Genomic DNA, 16,050 nt, shown 5'->3' with positions numbered 1-16,050 from the left:
TCAGGACGCCTGGGCCTGCACCGGCGCCGGCGGCGCCATGCTCAGCTGCGCGATCGCGCGCAGCGCCGCTTCGCCGTCGCCGGCCCGGGCGCCGGTTTGCGGCGTGAACTCGTCCATGATGGTTTTGAGCATGGCCTCGATCAGCCAGCGGTCGTTGGTGTCGCAGGTGATCAGCAGCAGCTCGATGTACTGGTCCAGCACTGCCGGCGGCAGCGCCTGCTCCTTCATGCGCAGGATGCGCGGATGACGGCTCGGCTCGGCGCCGTCGGCGGTCAGCAGTTCCTCCTGCAGCTTTTCGCCGGGGAACAGGCCGACGTAGCTGATCTCGATGTCGCCCTGCGGATGCAGGGCGGTCTTCTCGGTCAGGCCGGCCAGCGCGATCATGCTGCGGGCCAGGTCGACGATGCGGATCGGCTGGCCCATGTCGAGCACGAACACCTCGCCGCCCTCGGCCATCGCGCCGGCCTGGATCACCAGCTGCGCCGCCTCGGGGATCAGCATGAAATAGCGTTCCATGGCGGCGTCGGTGATGGTCAGCGGCCCGCCTTGCTGCAACTGGCGGCGGAACAGCGGCACCACCGAGCCGGACGAGCCCAGCACGTTGCCGAAGCGGACCATGCTGAAGGTGGTGGCGTTGTCGCCGCGCGACGCCGCCTGCGCGGCGGCCTGGAACACCAGCTCGGACAGGCGCTTGCTCGCGCCCATGATGGTGCTGGGGCGCACCGCCTTGTCGCTCGACACCAGCACGCAGGTCTCGACCAGGTACTTGGCGGCGATGTTGGCGACCGCGCGCGCGCCGACGACATTGTTGCGCAAGCCTTCGACCAGGTTGGTTTCGACCATCGTCACGTGCTTGTAGGCGGCGGCGTGGTAGATGGTGTCGATGCTGTCCTCCTGCATCACGCGTTCGAGCAGCTGTTCGTTGCACACCGAGCCCAGATGGGCGCGCACCGCCAGTTGCGGCCAGTTGGCCTGCAGCTCCTGGCGTATCGTATACAGCGCGTATTCGGAATGGTCGAGCAGGTGCAGGCGGCGCGGTCCGAGGCCGGCGACCTGGCGGCACAACTCGCTGCCGATGGAGCCGCCGGCGCCGGTCACCAGCACGCTCTTGCCGCGCACGCAGCGGCTGAACAACGCGCTGTCGGGCTGCACCGGCGGGCGGCCCAGCAATTGTTCGAGCGGAAAGTCCGGCACGGGACCGCGCGGCAACGGCTGCCGGCGCAGCGCGTGATCGGCCAGGTCGAGCAGGCCGTGCAGGAACTTGATGCTGACGCCGGAGGTGCGCAGCATGCGCAGCACCGCGCCGAGCCGCTCGCCGGAGGTGGCCGGCAGCGCGACGACGATCAGCCGGATCGACGAGGCGGCGATGACTTCGCCCAGCCGCTCGGGCGGGAACACGCGCAGGCCGCCGACGGTGCGCTGTTCACCGCCGCACTTCTCGTCGATAAAACATACCGGGCAGTAACGGCTGTCGCCGCGCATCGCCTGCGCCAGCCGGGCACCGGTGTCGCCGGCGCCATAGATGGCCACCGGTTCGCGCGCCTGCGCCGGCGCGCGGGTATGGCGCCGCAGGAAGGCGCGCACCGCCACGCGCGAGGCGACCAGGTACGACATTGCGATCAACCAGTAATTGAACAGCGCGCCGGACGGCAGCGGCTGGTCGTCGCGGTCCATGGTCAACGCCGACACCGCCAGCACCGCGCCGCCCAGGCCGATCCCGGCGATGGTCAGCATGCGCTGGTCCAGATAGCGCACCACCGCCGAATACAGGTCGCTCATGGCCAGCGCGGCGATCGACATCGCCGTCAGCAGCAGCGTGAGCGCCGGCGACGCGCTGGCATAGGCGCCGGCGCCGGCCAGCAGTGCCAGTTGCAGGCACAGCGGCAGCGCCAGGCAGTCGGCGCCGAACATCAAGAGGCTCTTGCCGGCGCGGCTGATGGCGATCAATTTCTCGCTGAGGACGCGGGCAAGCGGGGCAGGGCTGTCAGTGAAATAGAGCATGGTGCGCAATACCTTCGACGAAGCAATCATTGTGGTTGCCAACGCAATGGCGCGTGGCATGCACTGATTGTCTTCTGACCAGCATATTGCGGCTTGACTGCGATCAAACGGCCGAGCGTACCCCGGCAGCCGTGCTTGACTTCTACATTTCCTATTCCACTTAATTTTCTTAGGAGATCATTTCCTGCCTTATGCCACAAGGCTTTCTTTTGAATCTGAAATCTTCTAAAACACGTAGGGCGGATTAGGCGGAACGCCGTAATCCGCCATCTATGCGCCGCCGACGGCGCATGCATTGGCGGATTACGCTGCGCTAATCCGCCCTACGTGTTTTTAGATTTTGCTTGCGTCAGATCGGCTTGATCACGTACACGCAGCGGCGCGCGCCGTTGAGCATGTGTTCGACGCGGCCGACCGAGCAATCGGGACCGAGCACGCGCTGGAACAGGTCCAGCTCCGAACGGCAGAACTGCTGGCACTGGCGCGCGGCCGCGCAGATCGGACAGTGGTTCTCGACCAGCAGCAGGCTGCCGTCGCCGCGCGTTTCGACTTCGGCCATATAGCCTTCGCTGCTGCGCGCCTGTACCAGCGCGGCCACGCGCTCGGGCAACGCGTTGGCGTTGCGCAGATGCACACGGTACTGCTGCTCGCTGACGGCCTCGCGCGCGGCGATCAGCTTGTCGAGGCCGGCGTCGCCGAACAGGCCGCGCACCTGGTCGATCAGCTGCACCGTCAGGTCGGCGTGCCGGTCGGGAAAGCGCGCGTGGCCGGCTTCGGTCAGCAGCCAGCGGCGCGATGGGCGGCCGCGCTTGTCGGCCACTTCCTCGTACGTCAGCATGCCTTTTTCCTGCCACGCCTCGAGCTGCCTGCGCGCGCCCATCGACGTCAGGTCCAGCAAGGCCGCCAGCTGCTGCGCGGTTTGCGGACCGCGCGTCTTGATCAGGAAGAGGGTTTGTTCGGCGGTGTTCATGGCAGCGCCTCTTCGAGGTTGTCGTTGTCCTTGCCGCGCATGCTGGCGTGCCAGCCGCCCATGCGCCATGCGGACCACGTGGTCAGCGCCGCGCCCAGCAGCAGGATCAGTCGCGTGTCGATCAGGGTCAGCACCGCGCCGATCAGCGCCATCAGGATGTTGGCCAGGCAGAACGTGGTCGAGATCAATCCCATCACCGCGCCTTGTCCGTGGGCGCCGAAGCGTTCCGCGCACCAGGTGGGCACGATACCGTTGTAGAACGAGTGCGGGATGCCGAACAGGATGATGGCCGCGATGCCGAGCTTGGCGTTGCTGGCGGCAAGCAGGGCGATCAAGCCGGCCGTGACGAAGGCGAAGCGGCGCGCCCGCAGCAGCGGCTCGCCTTTGAACGGGCGGCCGGCGAAGATGGTGGTGGCGGTCATGACGGCGCACATGGCGGCCGTGGTCCAGGCGATGCCTTGGGAGCCGTAGCCGGGCACTTCCACCAGCCACAGCGGATAGAACTCGTAGAAGGCCGTCACGCCGCTGGTGTACGCCAGCGTCACGATGAACAGGTTGCGCAGGTCCGGTTCGCGCAGCAGATTGAGCGCGTGGCGGTCACGCGCCACCTGCCACCATGATGTGGTGGCGTCCGACGGCGCTTCGGACGGCAGCGCGATGGCCACCAGAACGGCCGTCATCAGCAGCAGCGCGACGGCGATCCAGAACGGCACCGTGATGCCCCACACCAGGGTGAAGCCGGCCAGCAGCGGACCGGCCAGCCAGCCCATGTAGAAGGCGCCGTTAAGCCACGACAGCGCTTTGCGGCGCAGGTCGCCTTCGAGGCGGTCGGCCAGCATGGCGCGCGCGACCGAGCCGTTGCCTTCGAGCAGACCGGTAAAGAAGCGGGCGGCGATGAACAGCGGATACGATTCGAACAGCAGCGCCAGGGCGGTGATGGCGTGGCCGAGGGCGGCGCCGTACAAGGTGACCAGCAGCACCGGGCGGCGGCCGTAGCGGTCGGACATCGGCCCGAGCAGGGCGGAACCGATCAGCAGGCCGAGCGGGTTGATCATCAGCGCCAGGCCGAACAGCAGCTTGGGCGGCAAGCCGAGGAAACTGTTTAGATCGTTTGTGACGCCGGCGGCGAACAGCGGCGGCAGGATCGGGTAGGGCAGCGCGGCGCCGATGGTGGAGAGCAGGGCCAGCAGGCAGGCGGCGCTAATCAGTAGCGGTGATTTCATGGGGTGTCGGTCGGTTTGCAGTACCGATACTGTAAGCGCTCTCAGCCATTAAGTAAACGAAAATGTTTATTAATTCATCGGCGCGGGAGGGGGCATGTATGATGGCGCTCATCGCAACAATCACGAAGCATCATGAGAAAGTGGTACCAGGACCGCCGAGGCGGCTATTTTTTTCTGCTGCTCGGGATCGGCCTGATGCTGGTTTTCGGCGCGCTGGAGTGGCGCTTTCCGGCGTCGCACCGGCTCGAGGCCGTGACCGGCCGCGTGACGTGGAGCTACACCAGCATGGGCGCGCTGTACTACACGGTGGCCGGCGACGCGCGCCAGTTCGCGCTGCTGGAAAAGGGCGACCGCGACGGCCGCATGCGCGCCGCCGTGCGCGACGCCACCATGCTGTATCCGGTCACCATCAAATTCGATCCGCGCCAGACCACGCGTCCCGGTTTCCTGCCCGGCTTTTTCTATACCACCTTCGGTGTCGCCGTCGGCGGCAAGGACGTCACAACCTTCGACGACGTGCGCGCCGCCCATCGCCGCGACAACCTCATCGCGCTGGTGCTGGGCCTGGTGTTCACGGCCTTCGGCGCGCGCCGCCTGTATGTGCTCAGGGGCGCGGCCGCACCCGCTCCAGTGCCGCCACGTCGCCGCCGGCGATGAGCGCCAGGTGCTCGGTGATGTGCGCGACCGGCCAGTCCCACCACGCGATGACTTGCAGCGCCGCCGCCACGCCGGCCGGGAAGCGTTCCTTGATTACCCGCGCCGGATTGCCGCCGACCACCGTGTAGGGCGGCACATCGGCCACCACCGTCGCCCGCGACGAGACGAGCCTCCTTAGCCCATCTCGCGCTGGCGGCGGAACGCCAGGAAGCCGGCGATGACGGTGAAGGTGGCGACGATCGCCACCACCACCCAAAAGCCGTGCGGGGCGTCGGCCAGCGGGATGCCGCCGACGTTCATGCCGAACAGGCCGGCGATGATGTTGATCGGCAGCGCGAGCACCGTGACCACCGTCAGCACGAACAGGCTGTGGTTGTTGCCCTCGTTGACCAGCGCGGCGATCTCTTCCTGGATCAGCTTGATGCGTTCCTGCAGCGAGGCCATGTCGGCCAGCACCATCGAGAATTCCTCGGTCGACTGGCGCAGCTCCTGGGCGTCGATCTCGGCCACCCACGACGGCGGCCTTTGCAGCAGCCGGAACAGCGCGGCCGGCTCCGGCGCCAGCAGGCGCTGCAGGCGCACCAGCACGCGCCGCAGGTGGCCCAGGCTGGCGCGCTTGGTGTTGAGCTTGCCCGCCAGCAGGTTGTCCTCGATGCCGTCGACGGTGGCGATGGCGTCGCGCACGATCTTGATCAGGGCGTCGGCCTGGTCGCGCAGCAGGTGGATCAGCAGTTCGACCGACGAGCGGATCGGCTCGCCGCCGCGCACCGCGTTGCGCAGCACGTCGACCGCCTTGAGCGGCTTGCGCCGCGCGCTGATGACGACCTGCTTGTCGACGCTCAGCCACAAGGTCGAGATGTCGGACGGTTCGAACGTGAAGTCGTGCAGCACGTCGTTGACGACGGCGATCAGGATGTTGTCGGCCAGTTCGATGCGGGTCGAGCGCGGGCCTTCATGCAGGCTTTCATAGAATTCCTCGGGCAGCGCGGTGTGCTCGTGCAGCCATTTCTCGCTGGCGGTGTTGGCCAGGTTGTAGTGCAGCCAGATGAATTCGGTCGGATGGTGGGCGCGGTTTTTGAGCCAGACGCGCGCTTCTTCGGTGTCCAGCGGCCGGCCCGTGCCGTCGGCCTCGCGGCCGAACACATAGCCGCAGACCAGGCCGGATTGGTCCGACCCGTAGGACAGGGGGGCAGTCTGCATGCATCATCTCCATGGGGAGGGCCGGGCGCGCGACTGCGCCACGCCGGCCCGGTGGCGCTCAGACCAGCAGCGCGGCGTTCATTTCGGCGGCGTCGTTGGCCGCTTCCTTCAGCATCAGCGCCAGCTTGTCCTCGTCGATGAACAGGTCGATCGCCGAGTCTGAGTGCGGCGGCAGCTCGCGCTGCGGCTCCTGCAGCGGCGAACGCACCGGCGTCAGGTGGTTGGCCAGCAGCAGCGTGTCGAGCAGCGAGTCCGGCGGGATCGACATGAAGCTGTCGCGCAGGCCTTCGATGGCGTCGGCCACCGGTTCCGGGATGCACAGCTTGCGCATCACTTCGCGCGTGATGATTTCCTCGCTGGCCGAGTGCCAGTTCTCCGGGTCTTCCTCGAGCAGGCCGGGGAACTCGTCGGCGCGCGACAGCAGGTAGAAGCCGCCCACCTCGTGGACGATGCCGGCGAACAGCGCGGTGTCCTCGTTGACGCCGGTGACGTGGCGCGCGATCAGGCGCGCCAGCGCGGAGACGGCGATGGTGTGGTCCCACAGCGCCTCGGCCTTGGCGCGCAGTTTCGGGTCGGTGATCTTGCTGCCGAACTGGCGCACCACCATCGCGGCGGCCAGCGCGAACAGGTTCTGGTAACCGATGCGCATGATGGCGCCGCGCACGTTGGTAATCACCGGCGCGCCGGAGCGGTTGAACATGGCCGAGTTGGCGATGGCGACGGTGCGGGCGGCCAGCAGCGGCTCGGCCAGTACCAGGCCGATCGCCTTATCGACCGGGCATTCCGGATCGTCCAATGCCAATTGAACGCGGAGCGCCGCGTTTACGCTGGTGGGGAACACCAGTTCGCCACGGATGGCCAAGGCCGCAATATGGCCGAATGCTTCAAGTTTATTCATGATTAAAATTATACGCACGCTACGCCCCATTCTCAACGCCATGATGACGATGTTGCGGGTTACGGCTGCGATAGAGGCGGGGATGCGACAGTGGCAAATGAATCCGTGGTCGTATCGACCACGGATACGGCCATGAACAGGTACGCTGAAAATCTGGGAGACACGTAGGGCTGATTAGCGCGCAGCGCGTAATCGGCCATGCATGCGCCGCGAAGAGCGCATGCAAAGGCGGGAGACGCCGGCGTTAAGCGCTGGCCAACTGCGGCTGACGCAGCGCCACGGCGCCGCTATAACGCGCCACCGCCAAATCGTCGGCCAGGATCGCCGGCCGGCGTGCCGAAATGATATCGGACAGCAGTTGCGCGGAACCGCACGACATGGTCCATCCCAAGGTCCCGTGGCCGGTGTTGATGAACAGGTTGCGCAGCGCGGTGCGGCCGACGATGGGCGTGCCGTCCGGCGTCATCGGCCGCAAGCCGGTCCAGAAGCTGGCCTTGGTCGTATCGCCGGCGCCAGGGAACAGGTCGTTGACCACCATTTCCAGCGTCTCGCGGCGGCGCGGGTTGAGGCGCGTGTCGAAGCCGGCGATTTCGGCCATGCCACCGACGCGGATGCGGTCGTCGAAGCGGGTCACGGCGATCTTGTAAGTCTCGTCGAGAATGGTCGACACCGGCGCGGCGGCGGCGTTCACGATCGGCACCGTGATCGAATAGCCCTTGAGCGGATAGACCGGGATGCTGACCAGATTCTTGAGCAGGCTGGTCGAATAGGAGCCGAGCGCGACCACGTACGAGTCGGCGGTCACCACTTCGGCGCCGCAGCGCACGCCCTTGATGTCGTCGCCGGACGCGATCAGGCCGGTGATATCGACGCCGTAGCGGAACTTGACGCCAAGCTTTTCGGCCATTGCCGTCAGCGCGGTGGTGAACATCTGGCAGTCGCCGGTCTCGTCGTTGGGCAGGCGCAGGCCGCCGACGAGCTTGTTCTGGTCCAGGCCCGGCTCGGCGCCGGCCAGCTGTTCGCGGCCCAGCAGTTCGTAGGCGACGCCGGTTTCCTCGAGCACGGCGATGTCCTTGGCGGCGTCGTCGAGCTGCTTCTGGGTGCGGAACAGCTGCGTCGTGCCTTGCTGGCGGCCTTCGTACTCGATGCCAGTGGCCGCGCGCAGGGTTTTGAAGCAGTCGCGGCTGTATTCGGCCAGGCGCACCATGCGTTCCTTGTTGACGGCATAGCGTTCGGTGGTGCAGTTCTGCAGCATCTGCCACATCCATTGCAGCTGGAACAAGGTGCCGTCGGGCGTGATCGACAGCGGCGCGTGGCGCTGCAACATCCATTTCATGGCTTTGAGGGGGATGCCGGGCGCGGCCCATGGCGAGGCGTAGCCGGGCGAGATCTGGCCGGCGTTGGCGAAACTGGTTTCCAGCGCGGGGCCCGGTTGACGGTCGAGCACGGTCACGTCGTGGCCGGCCTGCGCCAAATAATAGGCGCTCGTGACGCCGATAACACCGCTACCAAGAATGACAACGCGCATGTGAACCCCTATTATTTATATTTCACCATATATTCCACTATGGTATGCTTGTATTACCAGTATTTGTTACTGTATAAAATCAATTATTTAGTGGATTATCATGCGAATTCAAAAGGAATCGGTCCGCGCCCTGGATAAGCTCGACCGCAAGATCCTGCACATCCTGCAAAGCGACGGCCGCATCTCGATGAAGGACTTGAGCGAGCAGGTCGGGCTGTCGATCACGCCGGCCATCGAACGGGTCAAGCGCATGGAGCGCGACGGCGTCATCACCGGCTACCACGCGCGCATCGATCCGCCGGCGCTGGGCGCCAAGCTGCTGGTGTTCGTCGAGATCACCCTGAACCAGAAGTCCGGCCCGGTGTTCGAACAGTTCCGGCGCGAGGTGCTGCGCATCCCGGAGGTGCAGGAGTGCCACCTGGTGTCGGGCGATTTCGACTACCTGATCAAGGCGCGCATCCATGAGATGGCGGAATACCGCAAGCTGCTCGGCGATATGCTGCTCAGCTTGCCCGGCGCGGCGCAATCGAAGAGCTATGTGGTGATGGAGGAGATCAAGGAAACCCTTTTCCTTGCGACCGGGACGCCGTAACCGGCACGCGTCGCGGCTGCGCTTCAGTTAAAATCGTGGCCAGGTAATTTTATGAATCGGAGCAAGTGTGAATAGTCACCACGGTACTCCACCGACCGCCCACGTTGTGAGCGTCCGCTCGCTGGACGAGCATCTGTCGTCGGACCAAAGCTTCAGTTCGGCGTACGCGCGCGCGGTCGGCGCCATCGCCGGCAACGAGGGCAGCCTCACCCTGGCGCAGTTCGCCGCCGTCACCGACATCGCCGGCGACGGCAAATCGTCGGCCGTGTTCACCGCGCTGGTGCTCAACGCCATCGAGTCGGGCATCGACGTCGACTGGGCCTTCAACGCGCTGGCGCGCAGCTGCGCCGGCATCGACCAGGCCGCCCGTGAGAACGCGCTGGCCATGACGATTCCGCTGCTGGCCCTGCACGGCGGCGACGCCCGCCTGCTGGCGCAACGGCTGGCCAAGGCGCTGGCGGTGCGGCTGTCGCCCGACGACTTGAATAAATTGCCGGTGACCGAGCAGCGCGGCATCCTCGCCAACCTCGGCGAGCAGGCGCGGCGTCTGGTGCGCGGGCGCTCGCTGGCCGACACCGTCGCCGAGTTCGGCCGCAACGCCGGCCAGCCGGAGCTGGTCGAGCACGCGCGCAATTTCCAGTCGGGCGATATCGACCACGATCAGTTGCGGCAGCTGGTGGTCAGCACCACCGCGTCGATCACCAGCGACATCAGCGCTTATCTGGACCAGGCCCGCCTGCTGTCGATGGGCGAGGCCACGGCCGCCACCCTGGTGAGCGCGGCCAACGATCTGAAAAGCCAGGTGCTGCAACGTCTGACCCTGGTCGACCAGCGCATCGCCCATGAGCGCCGGCTGCTGGCCGAGGAGATCGACGACGCCGTCCATGACGCCGGCAACGCCATCGAGCTGGCCATTGGCGACCGCCTCAATACCGATCAGTGGAAAGAGGAGGAGGTCTGGGCCAGCATCGGCCGCCAGCAGTTCGGGCAGGAGATGGAGCGGCGCCTGGACCGCATCGTGCGCCGCAAGGAGCAGTCGCTGCACTTGCTGCAGGAGGACTTGCGCCTGTTCCAGTCGGCGATGCGGCTCAACCAGTCGTCGGTGTTCCAGCGGCAGCACCACTCGACCCTGGCCAAGCTGATGCCGCGCCTGCGCATCGGCACGCGCCTGGTCAACAAGGTCGACACGGCGGCCAACGTCACCTTGATGAGCGGGGCGGTGGTAGCTGCCGGCACCGGCACGGCCGCCTACCTGATTGGCGCCGCGGTGGTGTTGCCGGTGGTGGCGCCGGCGGCCCCGTTCGTCGGCGGCGCGGTGCTGCTGGCGGGGGCCTTTAAATGGTTCACCGATGGCGGCAAGCGCAAGCGCACGGAAATCCGCGACAAGCGCGCCGCGTTCGAGCAGGAATTGCGCAAGCAGTTGCAGGCGGCCGAGCAATCGTTCAACGACCAGCTGACCCTGGTCGCGCAGGGCTTCCACGACTCCGCGCTGCAATTGCTCACGCCGCTGTTGCTGGAGGCGGAGGCCGCCGCGCGCGTGCCCGGCATGCGCCAGCGCATCGCCGACCGCGTAATCACGCAGGCGCAGACGGCGATCCGCCAACTCGACGCCGAGTTGCGCTGAGCGGCCGCCGAGCCGGCTTGCTTCGAAGCCAAACTTGCAAAAACGTATGTACGTTGGCGAACGGAAGTAATGCTCCACGCTTGTTATTATGTTCCCTGAGCAACTTCGCTCGGCAATAAATAACAATATGGGGCACATCATGAACGCCAAACTCATTGCGGCCAGCTTGCTGGCTTTGTCCGCGAGCGCCTTCGCCGGCACCACCAACGTCTCGGTCAACATCGGCCAGCCTGGCTTTTACGGCCGCATCGACATCGGTGATTATCCGCAGCCGCAAGTGATTTATCGGGAGCCGCTGATTATCCAGCGTCCGACCCATTACGTAGAGCGCGCGCCGATCTATCTGCGCGTGCCGCCTGGACACGCCAAGAAGTGGTCCAAGCACTGCGGCGCGTACAATGCCTGCGGCCAACCAGTGTATTTTGTTCAAGATAGCTGGTATAACAACCAATATGCGCCGGCGTATCGCAGCCGCCATGACGACCGCCGGGACGACCGGCGCGACGACCGTCGTGACGATCACCGAGACGACGACCGCGGCAAGGGCCATGGCAAGGGCCACGGCAATGGTCACGGCAACGGCAACGGTCGCGACCGTTAATCGCGACGGCTCACAGGACAATGCGGTGCAGGCCGCCGCCACGGGAGAAACATTTGCATAGCAAAATAGTCATTGTAGGCGGCGGCGCGGGCGGGCTTGAGCTCGCCTGCAAACTGGGCCGCAAACTGGGCCCGGAAGCGGTGATGCTGGTCGATAGCCGGCTCTACCATATCTGGAAGCCGTCGCTGCACGAGGTGGCGGCCGGAACGCTCGATGTGCATCAGGAAGGCTTGTCGTACCAGATGCTGGCGCACGACAATGGCTTTACATTTGCCTATGGTCCGATGGTGGCGCTCGACGCCGCGCAGCGGCTGCTGACGGTCGGCGCCATCCGCGGCCTCGAGCCGACGAACGAGCTGATCCTGCCCGCGCGGCAGATCCGCTTCGACTCGCTGGTGCTGGCGGTTGGCAGCACCTCCAATTATTTCGGCGTGCCCGGTGCGGCCGAACATACCATCTCCCTGAATGCGACGGAAGACGCCGAGCGCTTCCGCCTCACCCTGCTCAAGCTGTTGACCCTTGCGTCGCTGAAAAAGAGCGCGCAGCCGGATTCCGGCGTCGATGTCGTCATCATCGGCGGCGGCGCCACCGGCGTCGAACTGGCGGCGGAATTGCGCGAGGCCAGCGGCGTCTACGCGGCCTACGGTTTCCGCCAGTTGCAGGCCGAGCGCGACGTGCGCATCACCCTGATCGAGGGGGCGCCGCGCATTCTGGCGCCGCTGCCGGAGAAGGTGTCGACGGCCGCGCTGGAACTGCTGCATCAGCGCGCGGTCACCGTGGTCACCAATACGCGGGTGACGGCGATTTCGGCCACGCAGGTCAGCGCCGGGGAAGTTTCCTATCCGGCGCAGATCGTGGTGTGGGCGGCCGGCATCAAGGCGCCGGATTTCCTCAAGGAGCTGGGGTTGCCGACGGTGAAATCGGGACAGATCGATGTCGGTCCGGATCTGGCCGTGAAGGGTTTCGACTATATTTATGCGCTGGGCGATTGCGCCGCGTGCGCCGGTCCGGACGGCAAGCTGGTGCCGCCGCGCGCGCAGGCCGCGCACCAGCAGGCGGATTATCTGCTGACCACTTTCGTGCGTCAGCAGAAGGGCAAGCCGCCGCGCTCGACGCCGTATGTTTACCGCGATTATGGCTCGCTGGTGTCGTTCGGGCAGACCAATTCGGTGGGGAGCTTGATGGGATCGCTGAAGGGCTTGAGCTGGTTTGTCGACGGCTTTGTGGCACGCTTGATGTACACCAGTTTGCATTTGATGCACCACCAGGCGGTGCTGGGGACGATACGGACCGGGGTGCTGGCGCTGGCACGCTTCCTGATCAAGCGCAGCACGCCGCTGGTCAAGTTGCATTGAGCCGGGGTTGAGGTGTTTGCGTGACCTCGGAGATTCGTAGACACGTAGGGCGGATTAGGCGGAACGCCGTAATCCGCCATCTATGAGCCGCTGGCAACACATGCATTGGCGGATTACGCTTCGCTAATCCGCCCTACGTGGTTTAGATGGTTTAAACGCCGGTGGCCGCCGCGCGGTGGCCACGTGTCGCGTTACGTCGCGTTGACCGGCTTCGGCAAGATCATCGTCAGCACGACGCCGCCGTTGGCGCCTGCCGCCAGGGTCAAGGTGCCACCCAGGTAGGCGGCGCGCTCGCGCGCCATGCGCAGGCCGTACTTGCCGGCCGCCTGGCCCGGCGCCGCCGCCGTCGGACCACCCAGGCCCACGCCGTTGTCCTTGACGGTCAGCATCACCTCGTCCTCGTTGTCGTCGACAATCACGTCGATCTCGGTGGCCTTGGCGTGGGTGGCGATGTTGCGCAGCGCTTCTTCCAAAGTGTGCAGCAGCACGATGCCATGGCTGCGCGGACAATCGAGTTCGTCATCCGGCAGGCTGCAGCGGGCGACAATCTTCTGCTGTTCACCAAATTGCTCGACCAGCTCGCCCAGGGCCACGCGCACGCCGAGGAACTCCAGCTTGTCGTTCCACAATTTGAGCTGCATCTGGCGGTTGGTTTCGACGATCTGCATCAGCAGCTGCTTCATGTGCGCGGCGCGGTCCTGCAGCGCCGGCTCCTGCGGCATCTTTTGCATCAGTAACCCCAGATGCATGGTCAGCGCGGTCAGCGACGAGCCCAGGCTGTCGTGCAGCTGGCGCGACAGCGAACGCCTTTCGTTATCCCAACACGTATGAACGTGGCCGAGCAGTTCGCTCAAATCCGCGCTGCGCAGCGCGTCCTGATGTTCTTGTGGAGCCGGTAAGGACATGGTTTTCTCTGAAGTGATGTTAGCGGACCGGAGTTGCGGTGGGTAACCGCTTTTTTTCCGGCAGACTTATCGTGTTCGGATAATACCCGAGCTTCGCAAAGCATGGCGCACGCGGCGCGGCCGGCGACGGCGCTTTTTCACCGATTATCGATGGCTTATTTGACCGGCAGCTCGGTGCAGCTGCCGATCACTTCCATCAGGTGATCGATGTCGACCGGCTTGACCAGATGGCGGTCGAAACCGGCGTCGAGCACCCGCCGCAGGTCCTCGGCCAGGCCGTAGCCGGTCAGCGCGATCAGCTTGATATCGCGCGTGGACGGGTCGGCGCGCAGCCGCCGCGCCACCTCGTAACCGTCGATGCCGGGCAGGCCGATGTCGACCAGCGCCAGGTCCGGCCGGAAGCGCGCCGCCACCTCCAGCCCGCGCAGGCCGTCCTCGGCGTACTGTACCTCGTAGCCATAGCAGCTGAGCATCATGGCCATCATTTCGCGGCCGTCCTCGTTGTCTTCGATCAGCAGCACGCTCGGCTTGCCCTGTTCGCGGTCTTGCGCGGCGGGTGCAGGGGGCGGCGCGGGCTCGAGCTGGTGCTCGATGCGCGGCATCCTGAGCGTGAAGGTGCTGCCGCCGCCCGGACCCTTGCTTTCGGCCTCGATGCTGCCGCCGTGCAGTTCGGTCAGGCGGCGCACCAGCGACAGGCCGATGCCCAGGCCGCCTTGCGCCCGGTCCAGCGTGCTGGAGCCCTGGACGAACACGTCGAACACGTGCGGCAGCAGGTCGGCCGAGATGCCGACGCCGGTGTCGCGCACGCTCAGCACGACGTCGTCGTTTTCGGTCCAGGTGCGCACCTCGATGCGGCCGCCTGGCGGGGTGTATTTCAGGGCATTGTCGATCAGGTTGCTGGCGATTTGCTCGAGGCGGGTCGGGTCGCCCTCGATCCAGCCGGGATCGAGGTCCTGGATCAGCTGGTAGTCGCCGCTGCGGCCGGTGGCGCGGAAGGTTTCGAGCGTGTGCGCGACCAGCGCCGACAGGTCCAGCGGCGCGCGGTTGAGCAGGATCTTGCCGGACATGGCGCGCGACAGGTCGAGCAGGTCGTCGACGATGCGGCCCAGGTGCTGGCTCTGGCGCTGGATGATTTTCTTGGCGCGCTGCACGCCGTCGGTGGACACGCCAGGCAGGCCGATCAGTGAGGCGGCGCTGCTGATGGCGCTGAGCGGGTTGCGCAGCTCGTGGCCCAGCATCGCCAGGAACTCGTCCTTGGCATGGTTTTGCCGCTCCGCCACCTGGCGGTCCTCGATCTCGCGCGTCAGCCGCTTATTGGTGGCGGTCAGTTCGGTGGTGCGCTGGCTCAACTGGCGCGCCTGCTTTTTCAATTCCTCGTTCTTGACCGCCAGCGCGACGAACACGGCGATCTTGGCGTACAGGATCTGCGGAATCACCGGCGTGAACAGGAAATCGACGGCGCCGCGCTGGTAAGCCTTCAAACGATCGAGCTCGTCCGCGAGGAAGGCGGTGATGAAGATGATCGGGATGTCGGCCGAGCGCGCGCGCTGGTGGATCGCCTCGGCCGTCTCGAAGCCGTCCATGCCGGGCATGTTGACGTCCAGCAGAATGACGGCGAAGTCGTGCATCAGCACCTGGCGTAGCGCTTCCTGTCCGGAACGCGCCGCCAGCACCTCATAGGATTCCTGCTCGGCCCATTGGGCAAGCAAACTGGTCAGCGCGAACAGGCTGTTCGCGTCGTCATTGACGACCAGGATCTTTGGTTTTTCTATTTTAGGCACGGGGTCTCTGCTCATGCTGATACTGCGAAATCTTCGCGGCGTGAACGCAGCCAGAGAAGCACCTGCGGATCATAGCAATTGCCTATATGAATGTCAAAACCTCAACCGGCAATCGAAGCGGTCCCGTGGCGCCACCACGCCAATGTTTGATTGCGCACAGACCCGCCGTGGCGCGGCTGTCACAGTGGAGTTGTAACCCCCACTAAAGGAAAACATCATGAATATCGATACCATCGTCGACAAGGAATATGTAGGGCTGAGTTTCCGGGCCTTGGCCGAAGCGCCGGTGAGCGCCCTGCGCGGCATCAGCCCGAAGGACGCCAAAGCGCTGGCCCAGGCCTTCGACGTGCACAGCGTGCGCGACCTGTCCAAGCTGGAGTTCGTCAAGTGGGCGCAAGCCATCGCCACCCTGGCCGACCACGAACAGGAAACGCCGGAAGAACAGGCCAAGGAAACGCTGCTCGATGGCGGCATCGAGATGACGTTCCCGGCCAGCGATCCGGTGTCGGTCGATTCGGGCATCACACGCATCGAAGTGCCGCCGGATATGGTCAACGCCAAAGCCGACCATCAGCACGCCGGCGAGGTTGACGAGGGCGGCAAGGCCGGCAAGCAAAAAGCCACCGCGCATTAACCGCGCAGAATCAGCACGGGTTTGTCCCGTGCAATAGAAGAAGGGCGGGTATATCACCCGCCCTTTTTTTTACCGCGTGGC

At 65.4% G+C, this 16,050-nt stretch carries 15 protein-coding genes; 6 read left to right on the top strand and 9 right to left on the bottom strand.

From position 1 onward, the window contains the following. The 3 genes from NHH73_19695 to NHH73_19685 form a co-directional block, all read right to left on the bottom strand. Positions 1–2,001 carry a polysaccharide biosynthesis protein gene (locus tag NHH73_19695; GenBank protein USX24829.1) on the bottom strand — a complete coding sequence of 667 codons (2,001 nt, stop codon included), beginning with the start codon at positions 1,999–2,001 and terminating at the stop codon, positions 1–3. 349 nt (positions 2,002–2,350) lie between these two features. Next, entirely contained in the window at positions 2,351–2,971 is a 621-nt protein-coding gene (locus NHH73_19690; protein ID USX24828.1) for a transcriptional regulator, read from the bottom strand. Further along, positions 2,968–4,194, bottom strand: coding sequence for an MFS transporter (locus NHH73_19685; GenBank protein ID USX24827.1), 1,227 nt, complete (start codon positions 4,192–4,194; stop codon positions 2,968–2,970). Before NHH73_19685 ends, NHH73_19690 begins: the two co-directional genes overlap by 4 nt. Before the next feature lie 132 nt (positions 4,195–4,326). On the opposite strand from NHH73_19685, the gene NHH73_19680 reads away from it, so the two are divergent. Further along, positions 4,327–4,851: a hypothetical protein gene (locus NHH73_19680; GenBank protein USX24826.1), complete on the top strand. Its 525-nt coding sequence runs from the start codon at positions 4,327–4,329 to the stop codon at positions 4,849–4,851. On the opposite strand, the gene NHH73_19675 is transcribed toward NHH73_19680, so the two are convergent. From NHH73_19675 to NHH73_19660, 4 genes are all read right to left on the bottom strand, one after another. After that, positions 4,799–4,996, bottom strand: coding sequence for a hypothetical protein (locus tag NHH73_19675; protein USX24825.1), 198 nt, complete (start codon positions 4,994–4,996; stop codon positions 4,799–4,801). The genes NHH73_19680 and NHH73_19675 overlap by 53 nt on opposite strands. A gap of 29 nt (positions 4,997–5,025) precedes the next feature. Further along, positions 5,026–6,051 carry a transporter gene (locus NHH73_19670; GenBank protein ID USX24824.1) on the bottom strand — a complete coding sequence of 342 codons (1,026 nt, stop codon included), beginning with the start codon at positions 6,049–6,051 and terminating at the stop codon, positions 5,026–5,028. Positions 6,052–6,109: 58 nt separating this feature from the next. Continuing rightward, a complete protein-coding gene (locus NHH73_19665) occupies positions 6,110–6,949 on the bottom strand; it encodes an HDOD domain-containing protein (GenBank protein USX24823.1) in 840 nt (279 codons plus the stop codon). A 244-nt stretch (positions 6,950–7,193) separates the two neighbouring features. Then, a complete protein-coding gene (locus NHH73_19660) occupies positions 7,194–8,477 on the bottom strand; it encodes a D-amino acid dehydrogenase (protein ID USX24822.1) in 1,284 nt (427 codons plus the stop codon). Between the two features lie 100 nt (positions 8,478–8,577). Here NHH73_19660 and NHH73_19655 point away from each other — a divergent pair, with 100 nt between their 5' ends. The 4 genes from NHH73_19655 to NHH73_19640 all read left to right on the top strand — a co-directional run bounded on the left by NHH73_19655 (position 8,578) and on the right by NHH73_19640 (position 12,649). Continuing rightward, positions 8,578–9,069, top strand: coding sequence for an Lrp/AsnC ligand binding domain-containing protein (locus NHH73_19655; GenBank protein ID USX24821.1), 492 nt, complete (start codon positions 8,578–8,580; stop codon positions 9,067–9,069). Positions 9,070–9,136: 67 nt separating this feature from the next. Next, positions 9,137–10,693 carry a hypothetical protein gene (locus NHH73_19650; GenBank protein ID USX24820.1) on the top strand — a complete coding sequence of 519 codons (1,557 nt, stop codon included), beginning with the start codon at positions 9,137–9,139 and terminating at the stop codon, positions 10,691–10,693. 139 nt (positions 10,694–10,832) lie between these two features. Further along, positions 10,833–11,294, top strand: a complete 462-nt coding sequence (locus NHH73_19645) for a hypothetical protein (GenBank protein USX24819.1) — start codon at positions 10,833–10,835, stop codon at positions 11,292–11,294. A 53-nt stretch (positions 11,295–11,347) separates the two neighbouring features. After that, positions 11,348–12,649, top strand: coding sequence for an FAD-dependent oxidoreductase (locus NHH73_19640; protein USX24818.1), 1,302 nt, complete (start codon positions 11,348–11,350; stop codon positions 12,647–12,649). Positions 12,650–12,840: 191 nt separating this feature from the next. Here the strand turns inward: NHH73_19640 and NHH73_19635 are convergent, their stop codons facing one another. Both NHH73_19635 and NHH73_19630 read right to left on the bottom strand, forming a co-directional pair. Then, positions 12,841–13,554 carry a histidine kinase gene (locus NHH73_19635; protein USX24817.1) on the bottom strand — a complete coding sequence of 238 codons (714 nt, stop codon included), beginning with the start codon at positions 13,552–13,554 and terminating at the stop codon, positions 12,841–12,843. Positions 13,555–13,709: 155 nt separating this feature from the next. Beyond that, a complete protein-coding gene (locus NHH73_19630) occupies positions 13,710–15,350 on the bottom strand; it encodes a response regulator (GenBank protein ID USX24816.1) in 1,641 nt (546 codons plus the stop codon). Between the two features lie 202 nt (positions 15,351–15,552). Between NHH73_19630 and NHH73_19625 the strand changes: the two genes are divergently transcribed. Further along, complete coding sequence (locus NHH73_19625) at positions 15,553–15,969, top strand: hypothetical protein (GenBank protein ID USX24815.1); 417 nt, start codon at positions 15,553–15,555, stop codon at positions 15,967–15,969. Positions 15,970–16,050: the final 81 nt, after the last annotated feature.

Source organism: Oxalobacteraceae bacterium OTU3CINTB1 (genome assembly GCA_024123955.1).
Taxonomy (GTDB): Bacteria; Pseudomonadota; Gammaproteobacteria; order Burkholderiales; family Burkholderiaceae_D; genus Rugamonas.
Note: the sequence above shows the minus strand (reverse complement) of the source record. Positions and strands in the feature narration are given on the sequence as shown.

What these genes read in the sequence shown, in the direction of transcription:
- NHH73_19695 (USX24829.1), bottom strand. Translation starts at nt 2,001, where the DNA reads ATGCTCTATTTCACTGACAGCCCTGCCCCGCTTGCCCGCGTCCTCAGC.
- NHH73_19690 (USX24828.1), bottom strand. Translation starts at nt 2,971, where the DNA reads ATGAACACCGCCGAACAAACCCTCTTCCTGATCAAGACGCGCGGTCCG.
- NHH73_19685 (USX24827.1), bottom strand. Translation starts at nt 4,194, where the DNA reads ATGAAATCACCGCTACTGATTAGCGCCGCCTGCCTGCTGGCCCTGCTC.
- NHH73_19680 (USX24826.1), top strand. Translation starts at nt 4,327, where the DNA reads ATGAGAAAGTGGTACCAGGACCGCCGAGGCGGCTATTTTTTTCTGCTG.
- NHH73_19670 (USX24824.1), bottom strand. Translation starts at nt 6,051, where the DNA reads ATGCAGACTGCCCCCCTGTCCTACGGGTCGGACCAATCCGGCCTGGTC.
- NHH73_19665 (USX24823.1), bottom strand. Translation starts at nt 6,949, where the DNA reads ATGAATAAACTTGAAGCATTCGGCCATATTGCGGCCTTGGCCATCCGT.
- NHH73_19660 (USX24822.1), bottom strand. Translation starts at nt 8,477, where the DNA reads ATGCGCGTTGTCATTCTTGGTAGCGGTGTTATCGGCGTCACGAGCGCC.
- NHH73_19655 (USX24821.1), top strand. Translation starts at nt 8,578, where the DNA reads ATGCGAATTCAAAAGGAATCGGTCCGCGCCCTGGATAAGCTCGACCGC.
- NHH73_19645 (USX24819.1), top strand. Translation starts at nt 10,833, where the DNA reads ATGAACGCCAAACTCATTGCGGCCAGCTTGCTGGCTTTGTCCGCGAGC.
- NHH73_19635 (USX24817.1), bottom strand. Translation starts at nt 13,554, where the DNA reads ATGTCCTTACCGGCTCCACAAGAACATCAGGACGCGCTGCGCAGCGCG.
- NHH73_19630 (USX24816.1), bottom strand. Translation starts at nt 15,350, where the DNA reads ATGAGCAGAGACCCCGTGCCTAAAATAGAAAAACCAAAGATCCTGGTC.
- NHH73_19625 (USX24815.1), top strand. Translation starts at nt 15,553, where the DNA reads ATGAATATCGATACCATCGTCGACAAGGAATATGTAGGGCTGAGTTTC.